17 protein-coding genes are annotated in these 19,260 nt (G+C 72.7%); 16 read left to right on the forward strand and 1 reads right to left on the reverse strand.

Annotated elements, in window-relative coordinates; translation table 11 throughout:
• The first annotated feature begins 139 nt into the window (after positions 1-139).
• The 14 genes from ACYVLT_RS13325 to ACYVLT_RS13390 all read left to right on the forward strand — a co-directional run bounded on the left by ACYVLT_RS13325 (position 140) and on the right by ACYVLT_RS13390 (position 16,482).
• Positions 140-1,666, forward strand: a complete 1,527-nt coding sequence (locus ACYVLT_RS13325) for an anchored repeat ABC transporter, substrate-binding protein (protein WP_461120466.1) — start codon at positions 140-142, stop codon at positions 1,664-1,666.
• Entirely contained in the window at positions 1,654-2,457 is an 804-nt protein-coding gene (locus tag ACYVLT_RS13330; protein WP_461120467.1) for a choice-of-anchor M domain-containing protein, read from the forward strand. Before ACYVLT_RS13325 ends, ACYVLT_RS13330 begins: the two co-directional genes overlap by 13 nt.
• Positions 2,450-3,202: an anchored repeat-type ABC transporter ATP-binding subunit gene (locus ACYVLT_RS13335; RefSeq protein ID WP_461120468.1), complete on the forward strand. Its 753-nt coding sequence runs from the start codon at positions 2,450-2,452 to the stop codon at positions 3,200-3,202. Before ACYVLT_RS13330 ends, ACYVLT_RS13335 begins: the two co-directional genes overlap by 8 nt.
• On the forward strand, positions 3,199-4,089 hold the full coding sequence (locus ACYVLT_RS13340; protein WP_461120469.1) for an anchored repeat-type ABC transporter permease subunit: 891 nt from the start codon (positions 3,199-3,201) through the stop codon (positions 4,087-4,089). The genes ACYVLT_RS13335 and ACYVLT_RS13340 overlap by 4 nt, the downstream gene beginning before the upstream one ends.
• Positions 4,086-5,426, forward strand: a complete 1,341-nt coding sequence (locus tag ACYVLT_RS13345; protein WP_461120470.1) for a choice-of-anchor M domain-containing protein — start codon at positions 4,086-4,088, stop codon at positions 5,424-5,426. Before ACYVLT_RS13340 ends, ACYVLT_RS13345 begins: the two co-directional genes overlap by 4 nt.
• Positions 5,423-7,027, forward strand: a complete 1,605-nt coding sequence (locus tag ACYVLT_RS13350) for a choice-of-anchor M domain-containing protein (RefSeq protein ID WP_461120471.1) — start codon at positions 5,423-5,425, stop codon at positions 7,025-7,027. Before ACYVLT_RS13345 ends, ACYVLT_RS13350 begins: the two co-directional genes overlap by 4 nt.
• A 62-nt stretch (positions 7,028-7,089) precedes the next feature.
• A complete protein-coding gene (locus ACYVLT_RS13355) occupies positions 7,090-7,539 on the forward strand; it encodes a Fur family transcriptional regulator (RefSeq protein ID WP_461120472.1) in 450 nt (149 codons plus the stop codon).
• On the forward strand, positions 7,540-9,816 hold the full coding sequence (gene katG / locus ACYVLT_RS13360) for a catalase/peroxidase HPI (RefSeq protein WP_461120473.1): 2,277 nt from the start codon (positions 7,540-7,542) through the stop codon (positions 9,814-9,816).
• Between the two features lie 150 nt (positions 9,817-9,966).
• The gene (locus ACYVLT_RS13365) at positions 9,967-11,409 is read left to right on the forward strand and encodes an alpha/beta hydrolase (protein WP_461120474.1); all 1,443 of its coding nucleotides are present in this window, start codon (positions 9,967-9,969) and stop codon (positions 11,407-11,409) included.
• A 178-nt stretch (positions 11,410-11,587) separates the two neighbouring features.
• A complete protein-coding gene (locus ACYVLT_RS13370) occupies positions 11,588-13,174 on the forward strand; it encodes an ABC transporter substrate-binding protein (protein ID WP_461120475.1) in 1,587 nt (528 codons plus the stop codon).
• Complete coding sequence (locus ACYVLT_RS13375; RefSeq protein ID WP_461120476.1) at positions 13,168-14,184, forward strand: ABC transporter permease; 1,017 nt, start codon at positions 13,168-13,170, stop codon at positions 14,182-14,184. Before ACYVLT_RS13370 ends, ACYVLT_RS13375 begins: the two co-directional genes overlap by 7 nt.
• A complete protein-coding gene (locus tag ACYVLT_RS13380; RefSeq protein WP_461120477.1) occupies positions 14,181-15,029 on the forward strand; it encodes an ABC transporter permease in 849 nt (282 codons plus the stop codon). The genes ACYVLT_RS13375 and ACYVLT_RS13380 overlap by 4 nt, the downstream gene beginning before the upstream one ends.
• Positions 15,026-15,835: an ATP-binding cassette domain-containing protein gene (locus ACYVLT_RS13385; protein WP_461120478.1), complete on the forward strand. Its 810-nt coding sequence runs from the start codon at positions 15,026-15,028 to the stop codon at positions 15,833-15,835. Before ACYVLT_RS13380 ends, ACYVLT_RS13385 begins: the two co-directional genes overlap by 4 nt.
• A complete protein-coding gene (locus ACYVLT_RS13390) occupies positions 15,832-16,482 on the forward strand; it encodes an ABC transporter ATP-binding protein (protein WP_461120479.1) in 651 nt (216 codons plus the stop codon). The genes ACYVLT_RS13385 and ACYVLT_RS13390 overlap by 4 nt, the downstream gene beginning before the upstream one ends.
• Here the strand turns inward: ACYVLT_RS13390 and ACYVLT_RS13395 are convergent.
• Positions 16,461-17,420 (reverse strand): TetR/AcrR family transcriptional regulator C-terminal domain-containing protein, encoded by a 960-nt coding sequence (locus ACYVLT_RS13395; RefSeq protein ID WP_461120480.1) that lies wholly within the window; start codon positions 17,418-17,420, stop codon positions 16,461-16,463. The genes ACYVLT_RS13390 and ACYVLT_RS13395 overlap by 22 nt on opposite strands.
• Before the next feature lie 184 nt (positions 17,421-17,604).
• Here ACYVLT_RS13395 and ACYVLT_RS13400 point away from each other — a divergent pair, with 184 nt between their 5' ends.
• Positions 17,605-18,249 (forward strand): DUF2306 domain-containing protein, encoded by a 645-nt coding sequence (locus tag ACYVLT_RS13400; RefSeq protein ID WP_461120481.1) that lies wholly within the window; start codon positions 17,605-17,607, stop codon positions 18,247-18,249.
• Between the two features lie 339 nt (positions 18,250-18,588).
• Entirely contained in the window at positions 18,589-19,254 is a 666-nt protein-coding gene (locus tag ACYVLT_RS13405; RefSeq protein ID WP_461120482.1) for a lytic polysaccharide monooxygenase auxiliary activity family 9 protein, read from the forward strand.
• Positions 19,255-19,260: the final 6 nt, after the last annotated feature.

Consider the following 19,260-nt stretch of genomic DNA (forward strand, 5'->3'; position numbering starts at 1 on the left):
GGGAGGACGCGAGTGGAGCGTCGCACATGAAAATCGTTACCGACAGCGGCCGGATGGTCTATTGAAAACGGTTGTCGTTCGAATTAGGTTCGCGGTGCCCCACCGGTCGGGTGACGGGTGTCTGGAGGTTCGACAACTCATGCGAGTGCGTGCGCCCTCACGGGCCGCCGCGTCCCTGTGCGCGGTCCTGCTCACCGTGACCGCGTGCACCTCGACGGGTGAGCGGGGCGGTGGCGAGGGCCTGTCCGTGGTCGCCACCACCGAGATCCTCGCCGACCTGGTGCGCAACGTCGGCGGGCAGCGGGTCCGGGTGGACTCGCTGGTGCCGCCCGGCGGTGATCCGCACTCCTACGAGCCGACGCCCGCCGACGCGAAGAAGGTCGCCGCGGCGGACGTGACGTTCACCAACCACCTGCTGCTGGAGGAGCAGCGGTTGATCAAGGCCATCGACGCCAACGCGCGCGAGGGGACGCCGAACGTCTCGCTGGCCGAAGCCTCGGAGACCTACGGCGCGCACGTGATCCCGTTGGTGGAGGACGTCGGGCTCGACGTGCTGTGGCTCGGGCTGCGCGTGCGTGGCGACGGGAAGCAGCGCGGCGCCACCCGCACCTCCGAGGTGCGGCTGACCGCGACCGCCGTGGAAGGTCCGGGCGACCTCGTCGTCTACCTGACCGAGTCCCTGGGCAAGCCGGTGGTGTACTTCGACTCCGGCGACGGCCTGTCCGATGTGGACTCGACCACGCTGCCGCCCGCCGCGCACACGCACCTCAACTGGGCGTTCACCGCGCCGGGCACCTACCGGCTCACCCTGCGCGCATCGCTGCGCAACGGCGGCGACGAGGTGCCGCTGGGCGAGAGCACGTTCACCTTCGCGGTGGGCATCGACCCGACCGGTGTCGCCGGCACCGTGCTGCACGAGGGGCACACGGACCTGACGGTCGACCTGGACACCGGCGAGCTGTACACGTTCAACGACCGCGCCGGCGGCACCACCCAGGAGGTCGTGCCCGCCGCGCAAGCCGTCATCGAGGTGCCGAACAAGGCGATCACGACGGTGCCCGACGACGCCCGGTTCGCGTTCCTGGGCGGTGCCGGCACGTCGGTGCACCAGCTGCCGCAGGCCGTGCTGGGCAAGCACGTGCACGGTGAGATCGACCCGCACCTCTGGCAGGACGTGCGCAACGGCCGTGCCTACGCCGAGCTGATCCGGGACACGCTGCGCACCGCGGACCCCGACGGCGCGGCGGACTACGACCGCAACGCCCGCGACTACCTCGCCCGGCTCGACGAGCTGGACGCCCGGGTCCGCGACACCGTCGCGGCCGTGCCCCGCAACCGCCGCCACCTGGTCACCACGCACGACGGGTTCGGCTACTTCGCCAGTGCCTACGGGATGAGCGTGGCCGGGTTCGTGGTGCCCAACCCCGCGCAGGAACCCAGCGTCGAGGACGTGCGCAAGCTGACCGAGACCATCCGCAACCTGGAAGTGCCCGCCGTGTTCATGGAACCCAACCTCGCCCAGCGCGGCTCGGTGCTCACCCAGGTCGCCCGCGACCAGGGCGTCGAGGTGTGCCTGCTCTACGGCGACTCCTTCGACGAACGCACCCGCAGCTACGCGGACATGATGCGCCACAACGCGGAGGAGGTCGCCCGGTGCCTCGCCTGATCCCGGCCCTGCTCGCGGCGGCCGCCACGCTGCTGCTCGCGCAGCCGGCCGCGCACGCCGACGCGCCGGTCGTCATCGCCGACGGCCACGTCGACCTCGGCCCCCGCCTGGTCGACGGCCGGTGGACCCTCCAGCTGCGCGACGACACCGGCGCCGGGCCGGTGTGGCGGGAACCCGCCGACGTGGTGCTCCAGGTGGCGGAAGCGGCCCGGACCACCGTCCCCGACGACCCCGCGTACGCGTTCCTCGGTGCGCCGGGCGGTGACATCTGGGTGCTGCCGCAGGTGCAGGACCAGCGGGTGGTGTGGCCGGGGTGGAACACCCAGGACCCCAGCATCGCCGAGGTCGTCGGCCGCGAGGTGGACTGGCGCCTGCACGGCGTCGAGGGGCCCGGCCGCTTCGAGCTGTTCCTCACCGGCAACTTCGGCACGCCGGAGACGATCTTCAGCAGCGACCGCCCCTACCCGCAGGAGACCGGTGTCGAGGCGGGCACCCACGTGCACGGCAACTGGGTGTTCACCGCGCCCGGCGCCTACGCGCTGGACGTGGAGATGGCCACCGCCGACGGTCGCGCGGACCGCGCGACGCTCAACGTCCACATCGGACCGGGCGACCCGGCGGCGGCGTTCGCCGCGACCGGGCGGAGCACCCCGCCGTCCGGCACGACCGAGGCACGGACCACCGCCGGCCCGCCCTTGGTGTGGCTCGCGGTGGGTGGCGTGCTCGCGGCCGCGGCGGTGGCGGCGCTCGTCGTCCGTTCCCGCCGTGCCGCCCGGAGGACCGATGCCTGACCTGGTGCTGGACATCACCGGCGTGACCGTGCACCTGGGCGGCCGGGAGGTGTTGTCCGATGTGGACTTCCGGTTGCGTGGCGGTGAGCTGGTCGGCCTGATCGGTCCCAACGGCGCGGGCAAGACGACCTTGCTGCGCACCGTGCTCGGCCTCGTCCCGGTCCACCGCGGCACAGTCGTCGTCGGCGGCCGCACGCCGCGCCAGGCCCGGGGATCGCTGGGGTACGTGCCGCAGCGCCACGAGTTCGCCTGGGACTTCCCCATCACGGTCGAGGGCGTGGTCGCCACCGGCCGCACCCACCTGACCGGCCTGCTGCGCCGCCGCACGGCCCGCGATCGCGAGGCCGTGGCCGAGGCCGTGGACCGCGTCGGCATGGCGGACCTGAGGACCAGGCCGGTCGGCGAGCTGTCGGGCGGTCAGCGGCAACGGGTCCTGGTCGCGCGCGCACTGGCCCTGCGACCGCGGGTGCTGCTGCTGGACGAGCCGTTCACCGGCATCGACGCACCAACCCAGGAGCTGCTGGGCACGTTGCTGACCGAACTGCGCGGCGAGGGCGTGGCGGTGTTGATGACGACCCACGACCTCGCCGCCGCGACGACGTTGTGCGGCCGGCTGTGCCTGCTCAACCGCACCGTGGTCGCCGACGACGAACCGTCCGCGCTGGCCGACACCGACATCTGGCTGCGCACCTTCGGCCTGGACCGGGCGGAGCGACTGCTCAAGGCGTTGGGGGTGACCGGGTGACCGCGGTCCTGGAGTTCCTGGTCGCGCCGTGGGAGTACGACTTCTGGCGCCGCGCGCTGCTGGTGGCGTTGATGTCGGGGCTGGTCTGCGGCGTGATCGGCAGCCACGTGGTGCTGCGCGGCATGGCGTTCATCGGCGACGCCGTCTCGCACGCGGTCTTCCCCGGCATCGCGGTCGCCTTCGTGCTCGGCTCGAACCTCGTGCTGGGTGGCGCGGTCGCGGGCGTGGTCACCGCGGTGCTGATCGCGGTGTTCACCCAGAACCGCAGGCTCAAGGAGGACTCGGTCATCGGGATCTTCTTCGCCGCCTCGTTCGGCTTGGGCATCGTCATCCTCAGCACCGCACCCGGCTACGGCGGCTCGCTGGAGTCGTTCCTGTTCGGCTCGATCCTGGGCATCGGCGACTCGGACGTGGTCTCGGTCGCCGTGATCGGCGCGGCGGTGCTGCTGTGCACGGCGCTGTTCAACAGCCGGTTCGTGGCCACCACCCTGGACCGCGAACAGGCCCGCGCGCTGGGTCTGCCGGTGTTCTGGCTGGACGTGGTGCTGCACGTGATGGTGACCCTGGCGATCGTCATCTCGTTGCAGGCCGTGGGCAACGTCCTGGTGCTGGCGCTGCTGGTCACCCCCGCCGCGGCGGCCCGGCTGCTCACCGACCGGCTCGGCGCCACGATGCTGCTCGCACCGCTGATCGGTGCGGGCGGCAGCGTGCTCGGCCTCTACCTGTCCTACGCGTTCGACCTGGCCGCGGGCGGCCTGATCGTGCTCACCCTCACCGCGGTGTTCCTGCTGTGCTGGCTCTTCGCGCCGCGCCACGGCCTGCTCACCCGGAACCGCCGGACCGCCGTCCCCGCCCTCGCCACCGCCCTCGCCGAGGAGAAGTCGTGACACCCACCCGGACCGGCGCGCTGCTCGGCGTGGCCGCCGCGCTGCTGATGACGGCGCCCGCCGCGACGGCCGACCCCGCACCGTCCACGCCTCCCGGCACGCCCGTCACGGACGCGGTGGCAGCCGTCCTGGACGTGGAGAACGGCTCGCTGGTGCTGGACGAGTCGCCCGACCCGCTCGCGGCGCCGGTCGAGTCCGAGTGGGTGGAGCTGCGCTGGGACACCACCGCGATCGAGCCCGGCACGGTGTTCGGGGACACCGTGCGGGTGCGCGCCTCGGTCGTGCGATCCCCCGCGCCGCCGGACGAACCGGTGCCGGTCCCGGTCGCCGCCAGCGGGACCGTGCGGGTCGACGCGCCGCCGCCAGGTGATCACCTGCTGCGCGTCGAGGCCGCGGCGCACACGCTCGACGGCAGGCCGTTGACCGCCACGCGCGACTACCCGGTGTCGGTCGCCGCGGCCGCCCGGCCCGAGATCGTGCGGCCCGAGACCGTGCGCGAGCCGCAGGTGCTCCCACCGGCGCCGGCCGTCGCCGCCGCGGCACCGGAACCGCGGATCGAGGCCGCCGCGCAGCAGCCGCCCACGGCCACCGGCCGGGTCACCCTGGATCGCGGTCACGTCGACGCCGTCGCGCTCCGCCTGCTGCCGGACGGCCTGCACCTCCAGGTCAAGGACGGCACGACCACGGGCGTCACGACCTGGCGCGAACCCGCGGACGTCGAGTTCCGCGTCACGGCCGCCGCGCGCACCGAACTCCCGGCGCAACCGGCACTGGCCTTCCTCGGCGGCGCGGGCGAGCAGGTCTTCCTGCTGCCGCAGACCCAGCGCACGGACCTGTTGTGGACGGGCTGGAACACCGAGGAACTGCGCCCGGCCGAGGTGTCGGGCCCGGTGACGTGGACGCTGACCGCGGTCGACGGGCCGGGTGCGTTCGGCCTGTTCACCACCGGCTCGTTCGGCGCACCGGCGATCGTCTTCAACGACGCCGACGGCCTGCCGGACCACCTGTCCGTCCCGCTGGGCACCCACGCGCACGCCAACTGGGCGTTCGCCGAACCCGGCCGCTACCGGTTGACCTTCGCCGTCACGGCGGCCGGTGCGAACGGCTCCCCGCTGACCGACGCGGAGACCCTCACCTTCGTCGTCGGCGACGGTGACCCGGTCCGACCGGACCAGCCGGGCACCAACACCGAGCGGCAGACCGGCACGCCCGGCCGCCTGGCGTACACCGGTCCCGCCGCCCTGCCCGCGACCGCCGGTCTCGCGCTCGTCCTGGTCGTGACGGGCGCCGCCGCGCTCGTGCTCGCCCGCCGCCGCCCCGCCGAGGAGAAGCCGTGACCACCCCGACCCGCGCGGGGGCCGCGCTCGCCGCCCTCGCGGCTCTCGCCGCGCTGTCCCTCGCCCCGGCCATGGCCCAGGAGTCCACGACCGTCGTCGACGTGGGGCACGTCGACCTGCTCGCGCCGGTCGTGGCCGACGGCGCGCTGGACATCCGCTTCAAGGACGGCAACACCTCTCCGCCGACGGTCCTGGATCCCGAACGCGTGGTCACGCACGTCAAGCCGGAGTCGCGCATCCAGGTGCCCGACCTGCCCGAGTACGCGTTCCTCGGTCCGGTCGGCAGCGACCTGTGGCTCATCCCCGAGGTCCAGGACCCCAACGTGGTGTGGGCGGGGTGGAACACCGAGGCCCTGACCGCCGACCAGGTCGACCCGGGCTCGGTGCGCTGGACCCTCGACGCGATCGGCGGCGACCTGCCCGGCAGCGCGGCGCCCGGCAAGCTCACCGTGTTCCAGACCGGCCCGGTCGGCGAGCCGTTGCCGCGCGTGTTCGACACCGCCCTGCCGCTGCCGCAGCAGCACCCGCTGGTGCTCGGCACCCACGCCCACGCCAACTGGACGTTCACCGCCGAGGGCGTCTACCGGCTCACCTTCACCGTCACGGCCACCACCCCCGACGGGTCGCCGTTGCGCGACACCACGACCTACGCCATCGCCGTCGGCGCGATCGACCCCGCCACCGTGAAACCCGGCACGGGAACGAACCCCTCCACCACGACCACCACCACGACGACCACCACCACCACCACGAGTGCGACCACCACCACGGGCACGACGACGACCACCGCGCCGCCCACGTCGTGCGTGGTCCTCAACGACGGTCACGTCGACCTGATCGCACCGCGCATCCTCACCGGCGGCCTGACCACCCAGGTCAAGGACGGCACGGCCGGACCCGACCGCGCCGTGTGGCGCGACCCGGCCGACGTCGTGCTGCACCTGGTCCCCGCCGCGCGCAACACCGTGCCCGCCGACCCGGCCTACTCGTTCCTGGGCGCACCGGGCGCACCGGTCTGGCTGATCCCGCAGACCCAGATCCCCGGCATCGTGTGGGCGGGGTGGAACACCGAGTCGCTCAGCCCGCGGGACGTGGCCGGCGGCGTCGACCTCCGCGTGGCCGCCGTCGACGGCCCCGGCCGCCTCGGTGTCTTCCTCACCGGCATGGCCCCGGTCGTGCTGGTCGACTCCGGGGACGGCCTGCCCGACACCACCGCCGTCCCGCTCGGCACCCACGCCCACGCCAACTGGGCCTTCGGCGCGGAGGGCACCTACCGGATCACCATCGAGGTCACCGCTACCCTCACCGACGGTCGCACGGTCGCCGACCGCGACGTCTTCACCATCGCCGTCGGCGACGTCGACCCCACGGCCGGCGGCGCCTGCGCCCCACCGAGCACCACCGCGACGAGCACCACCGGCGCGACCACCACCACTCCGGTCACGACCACCTCGCCGGCGGCGTCCGCGCCCAGGCCACGCGGCTTGGCCTCCACCGGTGTCGGCGGCGCGGGAACGGCCGTGCTGCTCGCCGTGCTGCTGACCGCGGCGGGCGCCGCGGTGCTCGTCCTCGCCCGGCGCAGGCGCACGCACGGCGGCTGACCGGATGCGGTGTGACGAAGGTAATTTTGATTAGCTCCAGACAAGCAATCTAGGGTCTTGGCGTGACACCCGACTTCGAGGCGCAGCTGCGGGCGGTTTCGTTGCGCGTGACCCGGCCTCGGTTGGCGGTCCTCGCGGCGCTGCGCGACCACCCGCACGTGGACACCGAGAAGGTGATCGAACTGGTCCGCGTCGATCACCCGAAGGTCTCCCACCAGGCGGTGTACGACGTGCTGCGGGCGTTGACCGACACCGGTCTGGTGCGGCGCATCCAGCCCGCCGGCGCGACCGCCCGCTACGAGTCCCGGATCGGGGACAACCACCACCACGTCGTGTGCCGGTCCTGCGGCATGATCGCGGACGTCGAGTGCGTCGTCGGTCACAGCCCCTGCCTCACCGCCTCGGACGACGCCGGTTACCTGGTCGACGAGGCGGAGGTCGTCTTCTGGGGCACCTGCCCCGACTGCTCCACCGAGAACACCGCCGATGAACCGCCAGTTGGAAGGACGTAGATGACCGACCCCAAGGCAACGCCCCAGTCGAGCGCGCAGGGCGTGGACCAGAAGGCCGCGGTCGGCTGCCCGGTCGCGCACGACCCCGTGACCGCGCACGGCAGCGAGAGCGAGAACCCGGCGATCGACTCGCCGACCCCGAAGACGGGCGGCCGTCCCCGCACGAACCGGGACTGGTGGCCCAACCAGCTCGACCTCTCGGTGTTGCACGCCCACTCCTCGAAGGGCAACCCGCTGGGCGAGGGCTTCAGCTACGCCGAGGAGTTCGCCAAGCTCGACGTCGAGGCCCTCAAGCGCGACATCACCGAGGTGCTCACCACCTCGCAGGACTGGTGGCCGGCCGACTTCGGCCACTACGGCGGCCTGATGATCCGCATGAGCTGGCACGCCGCCGGCACCTACCGCACCCACGACGGCCGCGGTGGTGCGGGCGACGGCGGTCAGCGCTTCGCGCCGCTCAACAGCTGGCCCGACAACGCCAACCTGGACAAGGCGCGCCGGCTGCTGTGGCCGGTCAAGCAGAAGTACGGCCAGCAGGTCTCGTGGGCCGACCTGCTCGTGCTCGCCGGCAACGTCGCCCTGGAGTCCATGGGCTTCAAGACCTTCGGCTTCGGCTTCGGTCGCGAGGACGTCTGGGAGCCGGAGGAGATCTTCTGGGGCCCGGAGGACGCCTGGCTGGGTGACGAGCGCTACGTCGGCGACGCCGAGATGGCGCCCGAGGTCGGCGCGACCGAGATGGGCCTCATCTACGTCAACCCGCAGGGCCCGCGCGGCAACGCGGACCCGCTCGCGGCGGCCCACTTCATCCGGGAGACCTTCGGCCGGATGGCGATGAACGACGAGGAGACCGTCGCCCTCATCGCCGGCGGCCACACCTTCGGCAAGACCCACGGCGCCGGCGTCGCCGACGGCCACGTGGGCGCGGAGCCGGAGGGCGCGCCGCTGGAGGCGCAGGGCCTGGGCTGGCTGAGCACCCACGGCAGCGGCAAGGGCGCCGACACGATCACCAGCGGTCTGGAGGTGACGTGGACCGACCGGCCGACGCAGTGGAGCAACCGCTTCTTCGAGATCCTCTTCGGTTACGAGTGGGAGCTCACCACGAGTCCCGGCGGTGCCAAGCAGTGGGTCGCCAAGGACGCCGAGGCGATCATCCCGGACGCGCACGACCCGTCCAGGAAGCACAAGCCGACCATGCTCACGACCGACCTGTCGCTGCGCGTCGACCCGGCGTACGAGAAGATCTCCCGCCGCTTCCTGGAGCACCCCGACGAGTTCGCCCTGGCCTTCGCCAAGGCCTGGTACAAGCTGCTGCACCGCGACATGGGCCCGGTCGACCGCTTCCTCGGTCCGTGGGTGCCGGAAGCCCAGCTGTGGCAGGACCCGGTGCCTGCCGTCGACCACGAGCTCGTGGGTGACGCCGACGTCGCCGCCCTCAAGGCGAAGCTGCTCGACTGCGGCCTCACGACCGCCCAGCTGGTCACCACCGCCTGGGCCTCCGCCGCGACCTTCCGGTCCACCGACAAGCGCGGCGGCGCCAACGGCGCCCGGATCCGCCTGGAACCGCAGCGCGGCTGGGAGGTCAACGAGCCCGAGCAGCTCGCGAAGGTCCTGGAGACCCTGGCGGGCGTCCAGCGGGAGTTCAACGAGGCGGGCGGCGCGAAGATCTCGTTGGCCGACCTGATCGTGCTGGCCGGCTCCGCCGCGGTCGAGCAGGCGGCGCGCGAGGCTGGCTTCGAGGTGACCGTGCCGTTCCGCCCGGGTCGCACCGACGCCACGCAGGAGCAGACCGACGTCGAGTCGTTCAAGTTCCTCGAACCGCGGGCCGACGGGTTCCGCAACTACGTGCGCGCCGGCGAGCGGCTCCAGCCGGAGGTGCTGCTGGTCGACCGCGCCTACATGCTCGACCTGACCGCGCCCGAGATGACCGTCCTGGTCGGCGGCCTGCGTTCCCTCGGCGCCAACCACGGCGGCGCACGGCACGGCGTCCTCACCGACCGGCCCGGCGTGCTCACCAACGACTTCTTCGTCAACCTGCTCTCGCCGGGCACCCGGTGGCAGGCGTCGGAGTCCGGGGAGCACGCGTACGAGATCCGCGACTCGGCCACCGACGAGCTGAAGTGGACCGCCACCTCGGTCGACCTCGTCTTCGGCTCCAACTCCCAGTTGCGGGCCCTCGCGGAGGTCTACGCGAGCGAGGACGCCCGCGGCAAGTTCGTGACCGACTTCGTCGCGGCCTGGACCAAGGTCATGGAGCTCGACCGGTTCGACCTCGCCTGAGCCGTCCCGTCCGCACCGACGAGCCCGGCCGATCCGCCCGTGATCGGCCGGGCTCGTCCGCTCTGAGGCGACGGGCACGGTGGCCGGCCCTACCTGTCGGCGGGGGCTGACCGGATGGGCACCGTGCGCGGGGTTGGGAATTCTGGCGCCATGAGGAGAACATTCGGCACGATGGCGTTGGTGGTGCTGGCCGGACTCGTGACGCCGGTGACGGCGACCGCCGGGTCCACTGTGGAATGGGGGGCGTGCCCGGCCGCGGCCGGGCCGCTGGACCCGCGGCAGGAGTGCGCGACCCTGCGGGTGCCGCTGGACTACCGGAAGCCGGGCGGGGAGCGGATCTCGCTCGCCGTGTCGCGCATCCGCACCGCCAGACCGGAGTTACGCCGCGGGGTGCTGCTGTTGATCCCGGGCGGACCCGGCGGTGCCGGCCTGGCCCGGCCGACCACGCACGGCTCGCGGCTGCCGCGGGAGGTGCTCGACCGGTACGACCTGGTCGGGTTCGACCCGCGCGGGGTCGGGCACAGCACACCGGTCTCCTGCGACCTGGAACCGCGTGACATCGAGCCGACCGCGTTCCTGCCGTGGCCCGGGCCCGGCGGGGACGTCACGGGCACCGTCGAGCGGGCCAAGCGGGTCGCGCGGGCGTGTGCCCGCAACGGCGGTCCGGTGGTCGGGACCATCACCACCCGCAACGAAGCCAGGGACGTCGACCGCATCCGCCTGGCGCTCGGCGAGTCCCGGCTGTCCGCCTGGGGCACCTCGTACGGGACCTACGTGGGCGCGGTGTACGCGACGATGTTCCCCCGGCGCACCGACCGGTTCGTGCTCGACAGCAGCGGCGACCCCGATCCGCGCCGGGTGGCGCGCGGCTGGCAGGCCAACTTCGCCGTGGGCGCGGAGGACCGCTTCCCCGACTTCGCCTCGTGGGCCGCCGCCCGTGACGCGAGCTACGGCTTCGGCGCCACCCCCGCGGCCGTGCGCGCCACCTACCTGCGTTTGGCCGGAGAACTCGACCGCAACCCCCGGCCCGGCCTCACCGGCGCCACGCTGCGCGCCGTCATGTTCAACTCGCTCTACGCGGACGCCGCGTTCCCGCAGCTCGCCGCGTTCATGCTGGCGGCGTCGACCGGGGGACCGGTGCCGCCCATCCCGCTGCCGCCGGCCGCCGTGTTCCAGAACCTCATCGCCGTGCAGACCGCCACCGCGTGCAACGACGTGGCCTGGCCGGGTCCCGGGCACGACTACGCGGGCGATGTCGCGGGCCACCGGACGGCCTACCCGCTGACCGACGGCATGCCGGTGAACGTCCAGCCCTGCGCCTTCTGGCCCCACCGCCCCGCCGAGCGGCCGACCAGGGTGACCGCCGAGGGCCCGGCGAACGTCCTCATGGTCCAGAACCGCCGCGACCCGGCCACGCCGCTCGCCGGCGCCCTGCGGATGCGCGCCGCGCTCGGCGACCGCGCGAGGATCGTCGTCGTGGAGTCCGGCGGCCACGACGCCTACGTGGCCAACGGCAACGCCTGCGGCGACCGGGTCGTCACCGCCTTCCTCGCCGACGGCACCAAGCCGGGACACGACATCACCTGCCCCTGATCCCGCACCCCGACGCGGATGCCGCACACGTGGTCCCGATCGCGTGTGCGGCATCCGCATCCGCACCGAACATGCGCCCCCGACTGACCTGGTTGGTCGTGATCTGACTCATAGTGCGCCTTGTCGCCGCCCAGTAGTTGTTACTAATTACTGGCAATAACGGCGGAGGGGGAGTGCTGTGCGCAGGTCCACGTGGTTCCGCGCGGCGGCTGTGGTCGTGGTCGGGGTCGCCCTGGTGTCGTGCTCGAGCGGGGCACACCGCGGGTCCGGCGGCAGGCCGACCGAGCTGCGGCTGGCCATCGGCGGCGAGTCGGCGGAGGGCTACGACCCGACGCTGGGCTGGGGCCGGTACGGGTCGCCGCTGTTCCAGTCCACCCTGCTGGCCCGGGACGCGGACCTGGACATCGTCAACGACCTGGCCACGAAGCACTCCGTGAGCCCCGATGGTCTGGTGTGGACGGTGGACGTGCGCACCGACGCGAAGTTCGGCGACGGGCGGCCCGTCACCCCACGCGACGTGGCCTACACCTTCACCACCGCGGCCAAGAGCGGCGGCGTGACCGACGTGACGGTGCTGAAAGAGGCCGTCGTCGTGGACGCGGACACCGTGGAACTGCGCCTGACCAAGCCGCAGAGCACGTTCGTCAACCGGTTGGTGTCGCTGGGCATCGTCCCCGAGCACGCGCACGGACCGGACTACGCGCGCAGGCCGGTCGGCTCCGGGCCGTTCGTCTTCGAGCAGTGGGACGAGGGCCAGCAGCTGATCGTGCGCCGCAACGACTCCTACTACGGCGCCAAGCCCGCCTTCGAGCGGATCGTGTTCGTGTTCACCGGTGAGGACGCCGGGCTGGCCGCCGCGCGCGCCGGGCAGGTCGACGTCGCCGCCCTGCCGTCGTCGCTGGTCGGCGGCGAGATGCCGGGCATGGAGCTCACCCGGGTCCAGTCGGTCGACAACCGCGGCATCGTGCTGCCCTACCAGCCCGACGAGGGCCGCCGCACCGCCGAGGGCCGGCCGATCGGCAACGCGGTCACCTCGGACGTGGCCGTGCGGCGCGCGGTCAACGTCGCGCTGGACCGGCGCGCGCTCGTGGACGGGGTGCTCAACGGCTACGGCCGGCCGGCCACCGGCCCCGTGGACGGCCTGCCCTGGTACGAGCCGTCCGCGGCGGTCGCGGACCGCGATCCCGAGGCGGCGGGGAAGGTGCTGGAGGCGGCGGGGTGGACCGACACCGACGGCGACGGCACCCGTGAACGGGGCGGTGTCCGGGCGGAGTTCCCGCTGCTGTACCCCGCCGGCGACTCGGTGCGGCAGGGGTTGGCCCTGGCCGTGGCGGACATGCTGGAGCCGATCGGGATCGCGGTGACCGCCAAGGGCGAGAGCTGGGACGTGATCCGCACCCGCATGCACGCCGACCCGGTGCTGTTCGGGTGGGGCAGCCACGACGCGACGGAGATGTTCAACCTCTACTCGTCGGCGCAGGCGGGCGTGGAGCTGTGGAACCCCGGGCTGTACCGCAACCCCGCGGTGGACGCCGAACTGGACGCGGCGATGGCGGCCGGCGACCCCGGGCAGGCGACCGCGCACTGGGAGGCGGCGCAGAAGGCGTTCGGGCCGGCGGGCGACGCGCCGTGGGCGTGGCTGGTCAACCTCGACCACACCTACTACACCGACGCGTGCCTGGACCTGGGCGAGCTCCAGGTGGAGCCGCACGGGCACGGTTGGCCGATCACCCGGGGCATCGCGGGCTGGAGTTGGGCGTGCTGACCGGGGAGTCCACGGCACGTCCGGTGCTGCGGGCGGTCGTGGCGCGAGCCGCACGCCTGGTCGTCCTGCTGACGGCCGTCGCGGTCGCGTCGTTCACCCTGATGGTGAACTCGCCGGTGGACCCGGTGGCGGCCTACGTCGGCGCGGACGTGGCGTCGCTCGGCCCGGCGCAGCGGGCGCTGATCGCCGAGCGGTGGGGCCTGGACGACCCCGCCCACGTGCGGTTCCTGAGCTGGTTCGGCAACCTCCTGCGGGGAGACTTCGGGTTCTCGCTCACCTTCAACCGGCCGGTGCTGGAGGTGATCGGGGACAAGTTCCCGACCAGCCTGGCGCTGATGGCGGTGGCGTGGTTGCTGTCCGGGCTGATCGGCTTCGCGCTGGGCGTCGTGGCGGGGCTGCGCCGCGGTCGGCTCGCGGACCGCGCCGTCACCTGGCTGTCCTACGCGTTGGCGTCGGCGCCGACGTTCTGGGTGGGCCTGCTCCTGCTCTACGCGTTCGCGGTGTCGCTGAACTGGGCGCCGGTGTGCTGCGCGGTGCCCATCGGCGTGCCCGCGGCCGAGGTGGGGCTGCTCGACCGGCTGGCGCACCTGGCGCTGCCGGCGATCACGTTGAGCGTGGTCGGGATCGCGCCCGTGGTGCTGCACACGCGGCAGGCGGTGGTGGAGGCGCTGGCGTCCGACCACGTGGCGTTCGCCCGCGCGCAGGGGGAGCGGGGTTGGGGGTTGGTGCGGCACCGGGTGGTGCGCAACGCCGCCGCCCCGGCGCTGCTGCTCCAGTTCGCGTCCATCGGCGAGTTGTTCGGCGGGTCGGTGCTGGCCGAGCAGGTGTTCTCCTACCCGGGCCTGGGCGCGGCCACCACCACGGCCGCCCTCGGCCAGGACGTGCCGCTGCTGCTGGGGATCGCCCTGTTCACGACCGTGCTCGTGTTCACCGGCAACCTCGTCGGCGACCGCGTGCACGCCGTCCTCGACCCGCGGTCGCGGCTCGTCACCACGCGGGGTGAGCGATGACGGCGGTTGTCGCCGCGTCGGTGACGTGGGTCGACCGGCGCACTCGCACGCTGGCCCTGCTGGGGTTGTCCGCCGTGGTGGTGCTCGGCGTGGTCGTGGCGGGCTCGTGGGCGCAGGACGCCGCGCAGACGACCTCGTTGGGGGAGCGCAACACCGCGCCGTCGGCCGGCCACTGGTTCGGCACCGACTGGCTGGGCCGCGACGTGCTCGCCCGGGTGCTGTCCGGTCTGCGGCTGAGCCTGGTGGTCGGCACCGCCGCCGCCACGATCTCCGCGGTCATCGCCCTGGTCCTGGCGTGCGCCGCGACCGTCGGCGGGCCGAAGGTGGACGCGGCCGTCGGGTGGTTGGTCGACCTGTTCATGGCGCTGCCGCACCTGGTGCTGCTGCTCCTGCTCGCCTTCGCCCTCGGCGGCGGCACGGACGCCGTGGTCATCGCGGTGGCCGTGACGCACTGGCCCCACCTGACCCGCGTGCTGCGCGGCCAGGCCAAGCAGGTGGTCAACTCCGACTACGTCACCGCGGCCACCCACCTGGGACGCGGCCGGTGGTGGATCGCCCGCAAGCACGTCGCCGGGCACCTGGTCGGGCACTTCCTGGTCGGCCTGGTGCTGCTGTTCCCGCACGCGATCCTGCACGAGGCCGCGTTGTCCTTCCTCGGCCTGGGCGTCGATCCCGCCGAGCCCTCGACCGGCATCCTGCTGGCCGAGTCCATGCGCTTCCTCGCCGCGGGGGCGTGGTGGTTGGCCGTGCTGCCCGGCCTCTGCCTGCTGCTGGTCGTCAAGCTCGTCGACGGCATCGGGGAGAACCTGCGGTCACTGCTGAACCCGAGGAGCCACCACCTGTGACGACCACGTCCGAGGTGCCGCTGCTGGACATCCGTTCCCTCGCCGTCGCGTTCACGCAGTACGACCGCGGGCTGCGCCGCCGCACCGTGACCGCCCTGTCCGGCATGGACCTCACCGCCGACCGCGGCGAACTGGTCGCCCTGGTTGGCGCCAGCGGCGCGGGCAAGAGCCTGCTCGCGCACGCCGTGCTGGGCATGCTGCCGCCCAACGCCGCCGAGACCGGCGAGGTCCGGTTCGACGGCGTCCCGCTCGACCGGGCCGCGCGCCGGGCCCGTGCGGGCCGCGACCTCGCGCTGCTGCCGCAGGCGGTGACCTACCTGGACCCGGTGACCCCGGTGGGCCGCCAGGTGCGCCGTTGCGCCGTGCTCGCCGGCCGCCCGGACCCGGACGCGGTGGCCGGCGCGGCGCTGGCGGCACGCGGGCTGGGCCCCGAGGTCCGTCGGCAGTACCCCCACCAGTTGTCCGGCGGCCAGGCCCGTCGGGTGCTGACGGCCATGGCGTTGACGGGCGACCCCGCGCTGGTGATCGCCGACGAGCCGACCCCCGGCCTGCCCGCCGAGGCCGTCCGCGCCGCCCTGTCCGACCTGCGCCGCATCGCCGACCAGGACCGCGCCGTCGTGCTCATCACGCACGACCTCGCGGCCGCCCTGGAGGTCGCCGACCGCGTCGTCATCTGCCGTGACGGCCGCACCGTCGACGAGGTTCCGCCGACGGACTTCCGCGACGGAACCCTCGCCCACCCGTACACGCGTGCCTTGTGGAACGCCCTGCCCGCCAACGGTTTCCGCGTTCTGGAGGACGGATGACCCTGCGTGCCGACGACGTGTGGTTCCGCTACGCCAAGAGGTCGGGCTGGGTGGTGGCCGGGGCGTCGCTGTCGATCGAGCCCGGCGAGGTGGTCGGGCTGCACGGTCCCAGCGGCGCGGGCAAGAGCACCCTCGGCCGGTTGCTGGCCGGAGTGCTGTCACCGCGGCGCGGCCGGGTTTCCCTGGACGGACGGGCGCCCCGTCCGGTCAGGGGCGTGGCGAACCCCGTGCAACTCGTCTCGCAGCACGCCCTGTCGGCGCTCGACCCGCTGTGGAAGGTCCGCAGGAGCCTGGCGGAGACCGGCGTCGCGGACGCCGTCCTGGACCGGATGGACCCGGCGTTGGCGCCACCGGAGCTCCTGGACCGCTTCCCCCACGAGATCAGCGGCGGCGAGGCCCAGCGCGTCAACCTCGGGAGGGCACTGCTGACCGGGCCACGCTTCCTGGTGGCCGACGAGATCACCGCCAGCCTCGACCCGATCGGCCAGGTCCACATCTGGCACCTGGTGCGCGCGGCGGTCGACGCCGGCGGCATCGGCGTGCTCGCCATCTCGCACGACCGGCCGCTCCTCGACGTGGTGGCGCACCGGGTCGTGGACTTCCGGGAGGTGGTGTCCGGGCGCCCTCACGACTGCTTGCCCGCCTGATCCGCCACTAGGACGGCGAACCCGTCGAGGTGGCGGGCGAGGCCGTACTCGAAGAGCTCGTCCAGGTCCGACGCCGCGTCCGGCGGAATCGTGGCCAGCAAGGGGAAGTCGCCGCCGGCGAGGAGTTCGTCGGCGCGCGCCCGCCGCGCCAGCCACCACCGGTCCAGCGGCACGCCGGTCTCCTGCTCGGCCTCGACCTCGTCGGCCATGGGCAGGGCGGCGGTGATGACCAGCGCGTGCAGCGTGAGCGCCTCGCGAACCCGGGTCGCCATGGGCAGTCCGAGCCCGTCGAGCGCGCGCAGGACCCACTCCGTCTGGGCCATCATGTTCGGCACCAGCACCGGTCGGGTGAACGAGATGGCCCTGGGCAGCCAGAGGTGCTGCCGGCACAGCCGCCACTGCCGGCGGGCGATCAGCTCCAGCTCGGCCCGCCACCCCGACTGCCCCGGCACGGGCAGGGTCGACGCGCCGAAGACCTCGTCGGCCATCTGCGCCACCAGCTCGTCCTTGTGCTCCACGTGCCGGTACAGCGACATCGGGCCGACGCCGAGCTCGGCCGCGAGTCGCCGCATGGACACGGCGTCGAGCCCTTCGGCGTCGGCGATCGCGATGGCGGTGCGCACCACGTGCTCGCGGCTCAACGCCTGCTTGGGCACGTCCGGCCGGCGCGGCCGCGGTGCCGCGGCCCGGTCGGCCTTCGGGTCGGTGCGGGTGCTGACCACCGTGCCGGAACCGACCTTCGTCTCCACCAGCCCCTCGTCGCGAAGGGTCGCCACCACCCTGGTCGCGGTCGCGACCGCGACGCCCCACCGCTGGGCGATCTGCCGGGTGGAGAGCATCCGGTCACCGGGCCGCAGGGCGCCGGTCGAGATGCGGTCGCGGATCTCCGCGACGATCTGCCGGTAGCGCGGGTCCGGTCGCTGTGCTGACGACGACATGCCCGCAATCGTACTAGTTCACTTTTCCGCCGTACTAGTGCACATCAAAGCCTTATACGGTCAGCTGTCCACACGTCGTGGATACCGTGTTCGCATGACGTCAATACAGCGTACGCATCCGCCGCGCACCGCTTCGCCACGCCGTGCGCGGGTCTGGTGGCGTCGCCCCTGGATCGCGCCACTGATGACGTTGGCCGCGGTGTTCCTCGCCTTCTCCGTCCCGCCCTACCTGACCCTCGACCCGTCCCTGTCCCGGCTGGAACCACCGGAGGGCAACGACCTCTACTACCCGCTGCTCGTCGGGCACGTCCTCTTCGGCGCCGTCGCGATGGTGACCGCTTGCTTCCAGGTCTGGCCCTCGTTCCGCACGAGCCACCCGCGCGGGCACCGGATCACCGGCCGGGTCTACGTCTTCGCCGGAGCGCTGCCCGCCGCGGCGCTCGGGCTCTACATCGGCTGGCACACCGCGGCTGGCCCCTCGGTGCGGGTGGCGAACCTCGTGGGCTCGGCGCTGTGGCTGGTGATCACGATCATGGGGCTGTGGATGGCCCGCCGGCGCCGCTACCAGGAGCACCGCAGGTGGATGTCGCGCAGCTTCGCGCTCACCATGTCGATCGTGTTGAGCCGGATCATCAACGTGGTGGCCACCATCGTGCTCACGCCCCAGCTGGACACCACGTTCAAGGGCAGCCGGGACCTGCTGGTGTACAGCTCCGCGAGCATCGGGGTCTGGCTCAGCCCCCTGCTCCTGCTGCTGTTCACCGACTGGCTGCTGGAGCGCCGCAAGCCGGCCCACCGCCCCGCCGCCCGGAACGCGGTCAGTTCTTGATCGGCGCGCACGAGGTGCCCGGTTGCCCATCCACCGAACAGCCTCGCCGGTACTGCCGGTCGGGGGAGGCGGGCGGTTGTCCGTCGTTCGGCCGGTTCATGATCACGGACGTGCCGGGCACTCGTGCGCGATCTTCGTCGTGCGCCGACGCCGGCTCGTTGGAGCAGGTCAGCGCGGGAGTGCTGAAGATCGTTGTGGGCATTTCGAAACAGGTCGCAATCACTACTCAATGTTTCGTTGAAGTTTCGCTCCGTGACGGATATGCTGTGAACGCTCTGGGAGCGCTCCCATATTGATCACCGCCGCCGCTGAATCATCCGGAGAATGGAGGCCCATCGAATGCGTATGCGCAGCACCTCCAGGTCTGGTGCCAGACGACGGGGCATCATCGCGCTGGTCATCGGCACGCTGGCCGCCAGCATGTTCGTCGTGACGCCGACGGCGTCGGCCCACGGCACCATCGTCGGTCCCGCCACTCGTGCCTACCAGTGCTGGCAAGCCTGGGGCAGCCAGCACACGAACCCCGCCATGCAGCAGCAGGACCCCATGTGTTACCAGGCCTTCCAGGCCAACGCGGACACCATGTGGAACTGGATGAGCGCGCTGCGGGACGGGCTCGGCGGGAACTTCCAGGGAAGGACCCCGAACGGCCAGCTCTGCAGCAACGCCCTCTCGCGCAACAACTCGCTGAACACCCCCGGCCGGTGGAGGACCACCAGCGTTGGCAGCAACTTCACGCTGCACCTGTACGACCAGGCCAGCCATGGTGCCGACTACTTCCGGGTGTACATCAGCAAGCAGGGGTTCGACCCGACCACCCAGAGCCTGGGCTGGGGCAACCTCGACTTCATCATGCAGACCGGTAGGTACGCCCCGGCCAAGGACATCAGGTTCAACGTCCAGACCTCCGGCGGGTACCGCGGCCACCACATCGTGTTCACCATCTGGCAGGCCTCGCACCTCGACCAGGCCTACATGTGGTGCAGCGACGTGAACTTCGGCTAGGAACCC

This window comes from Saccharothrix stipae, from assembly GCF_054781895.1.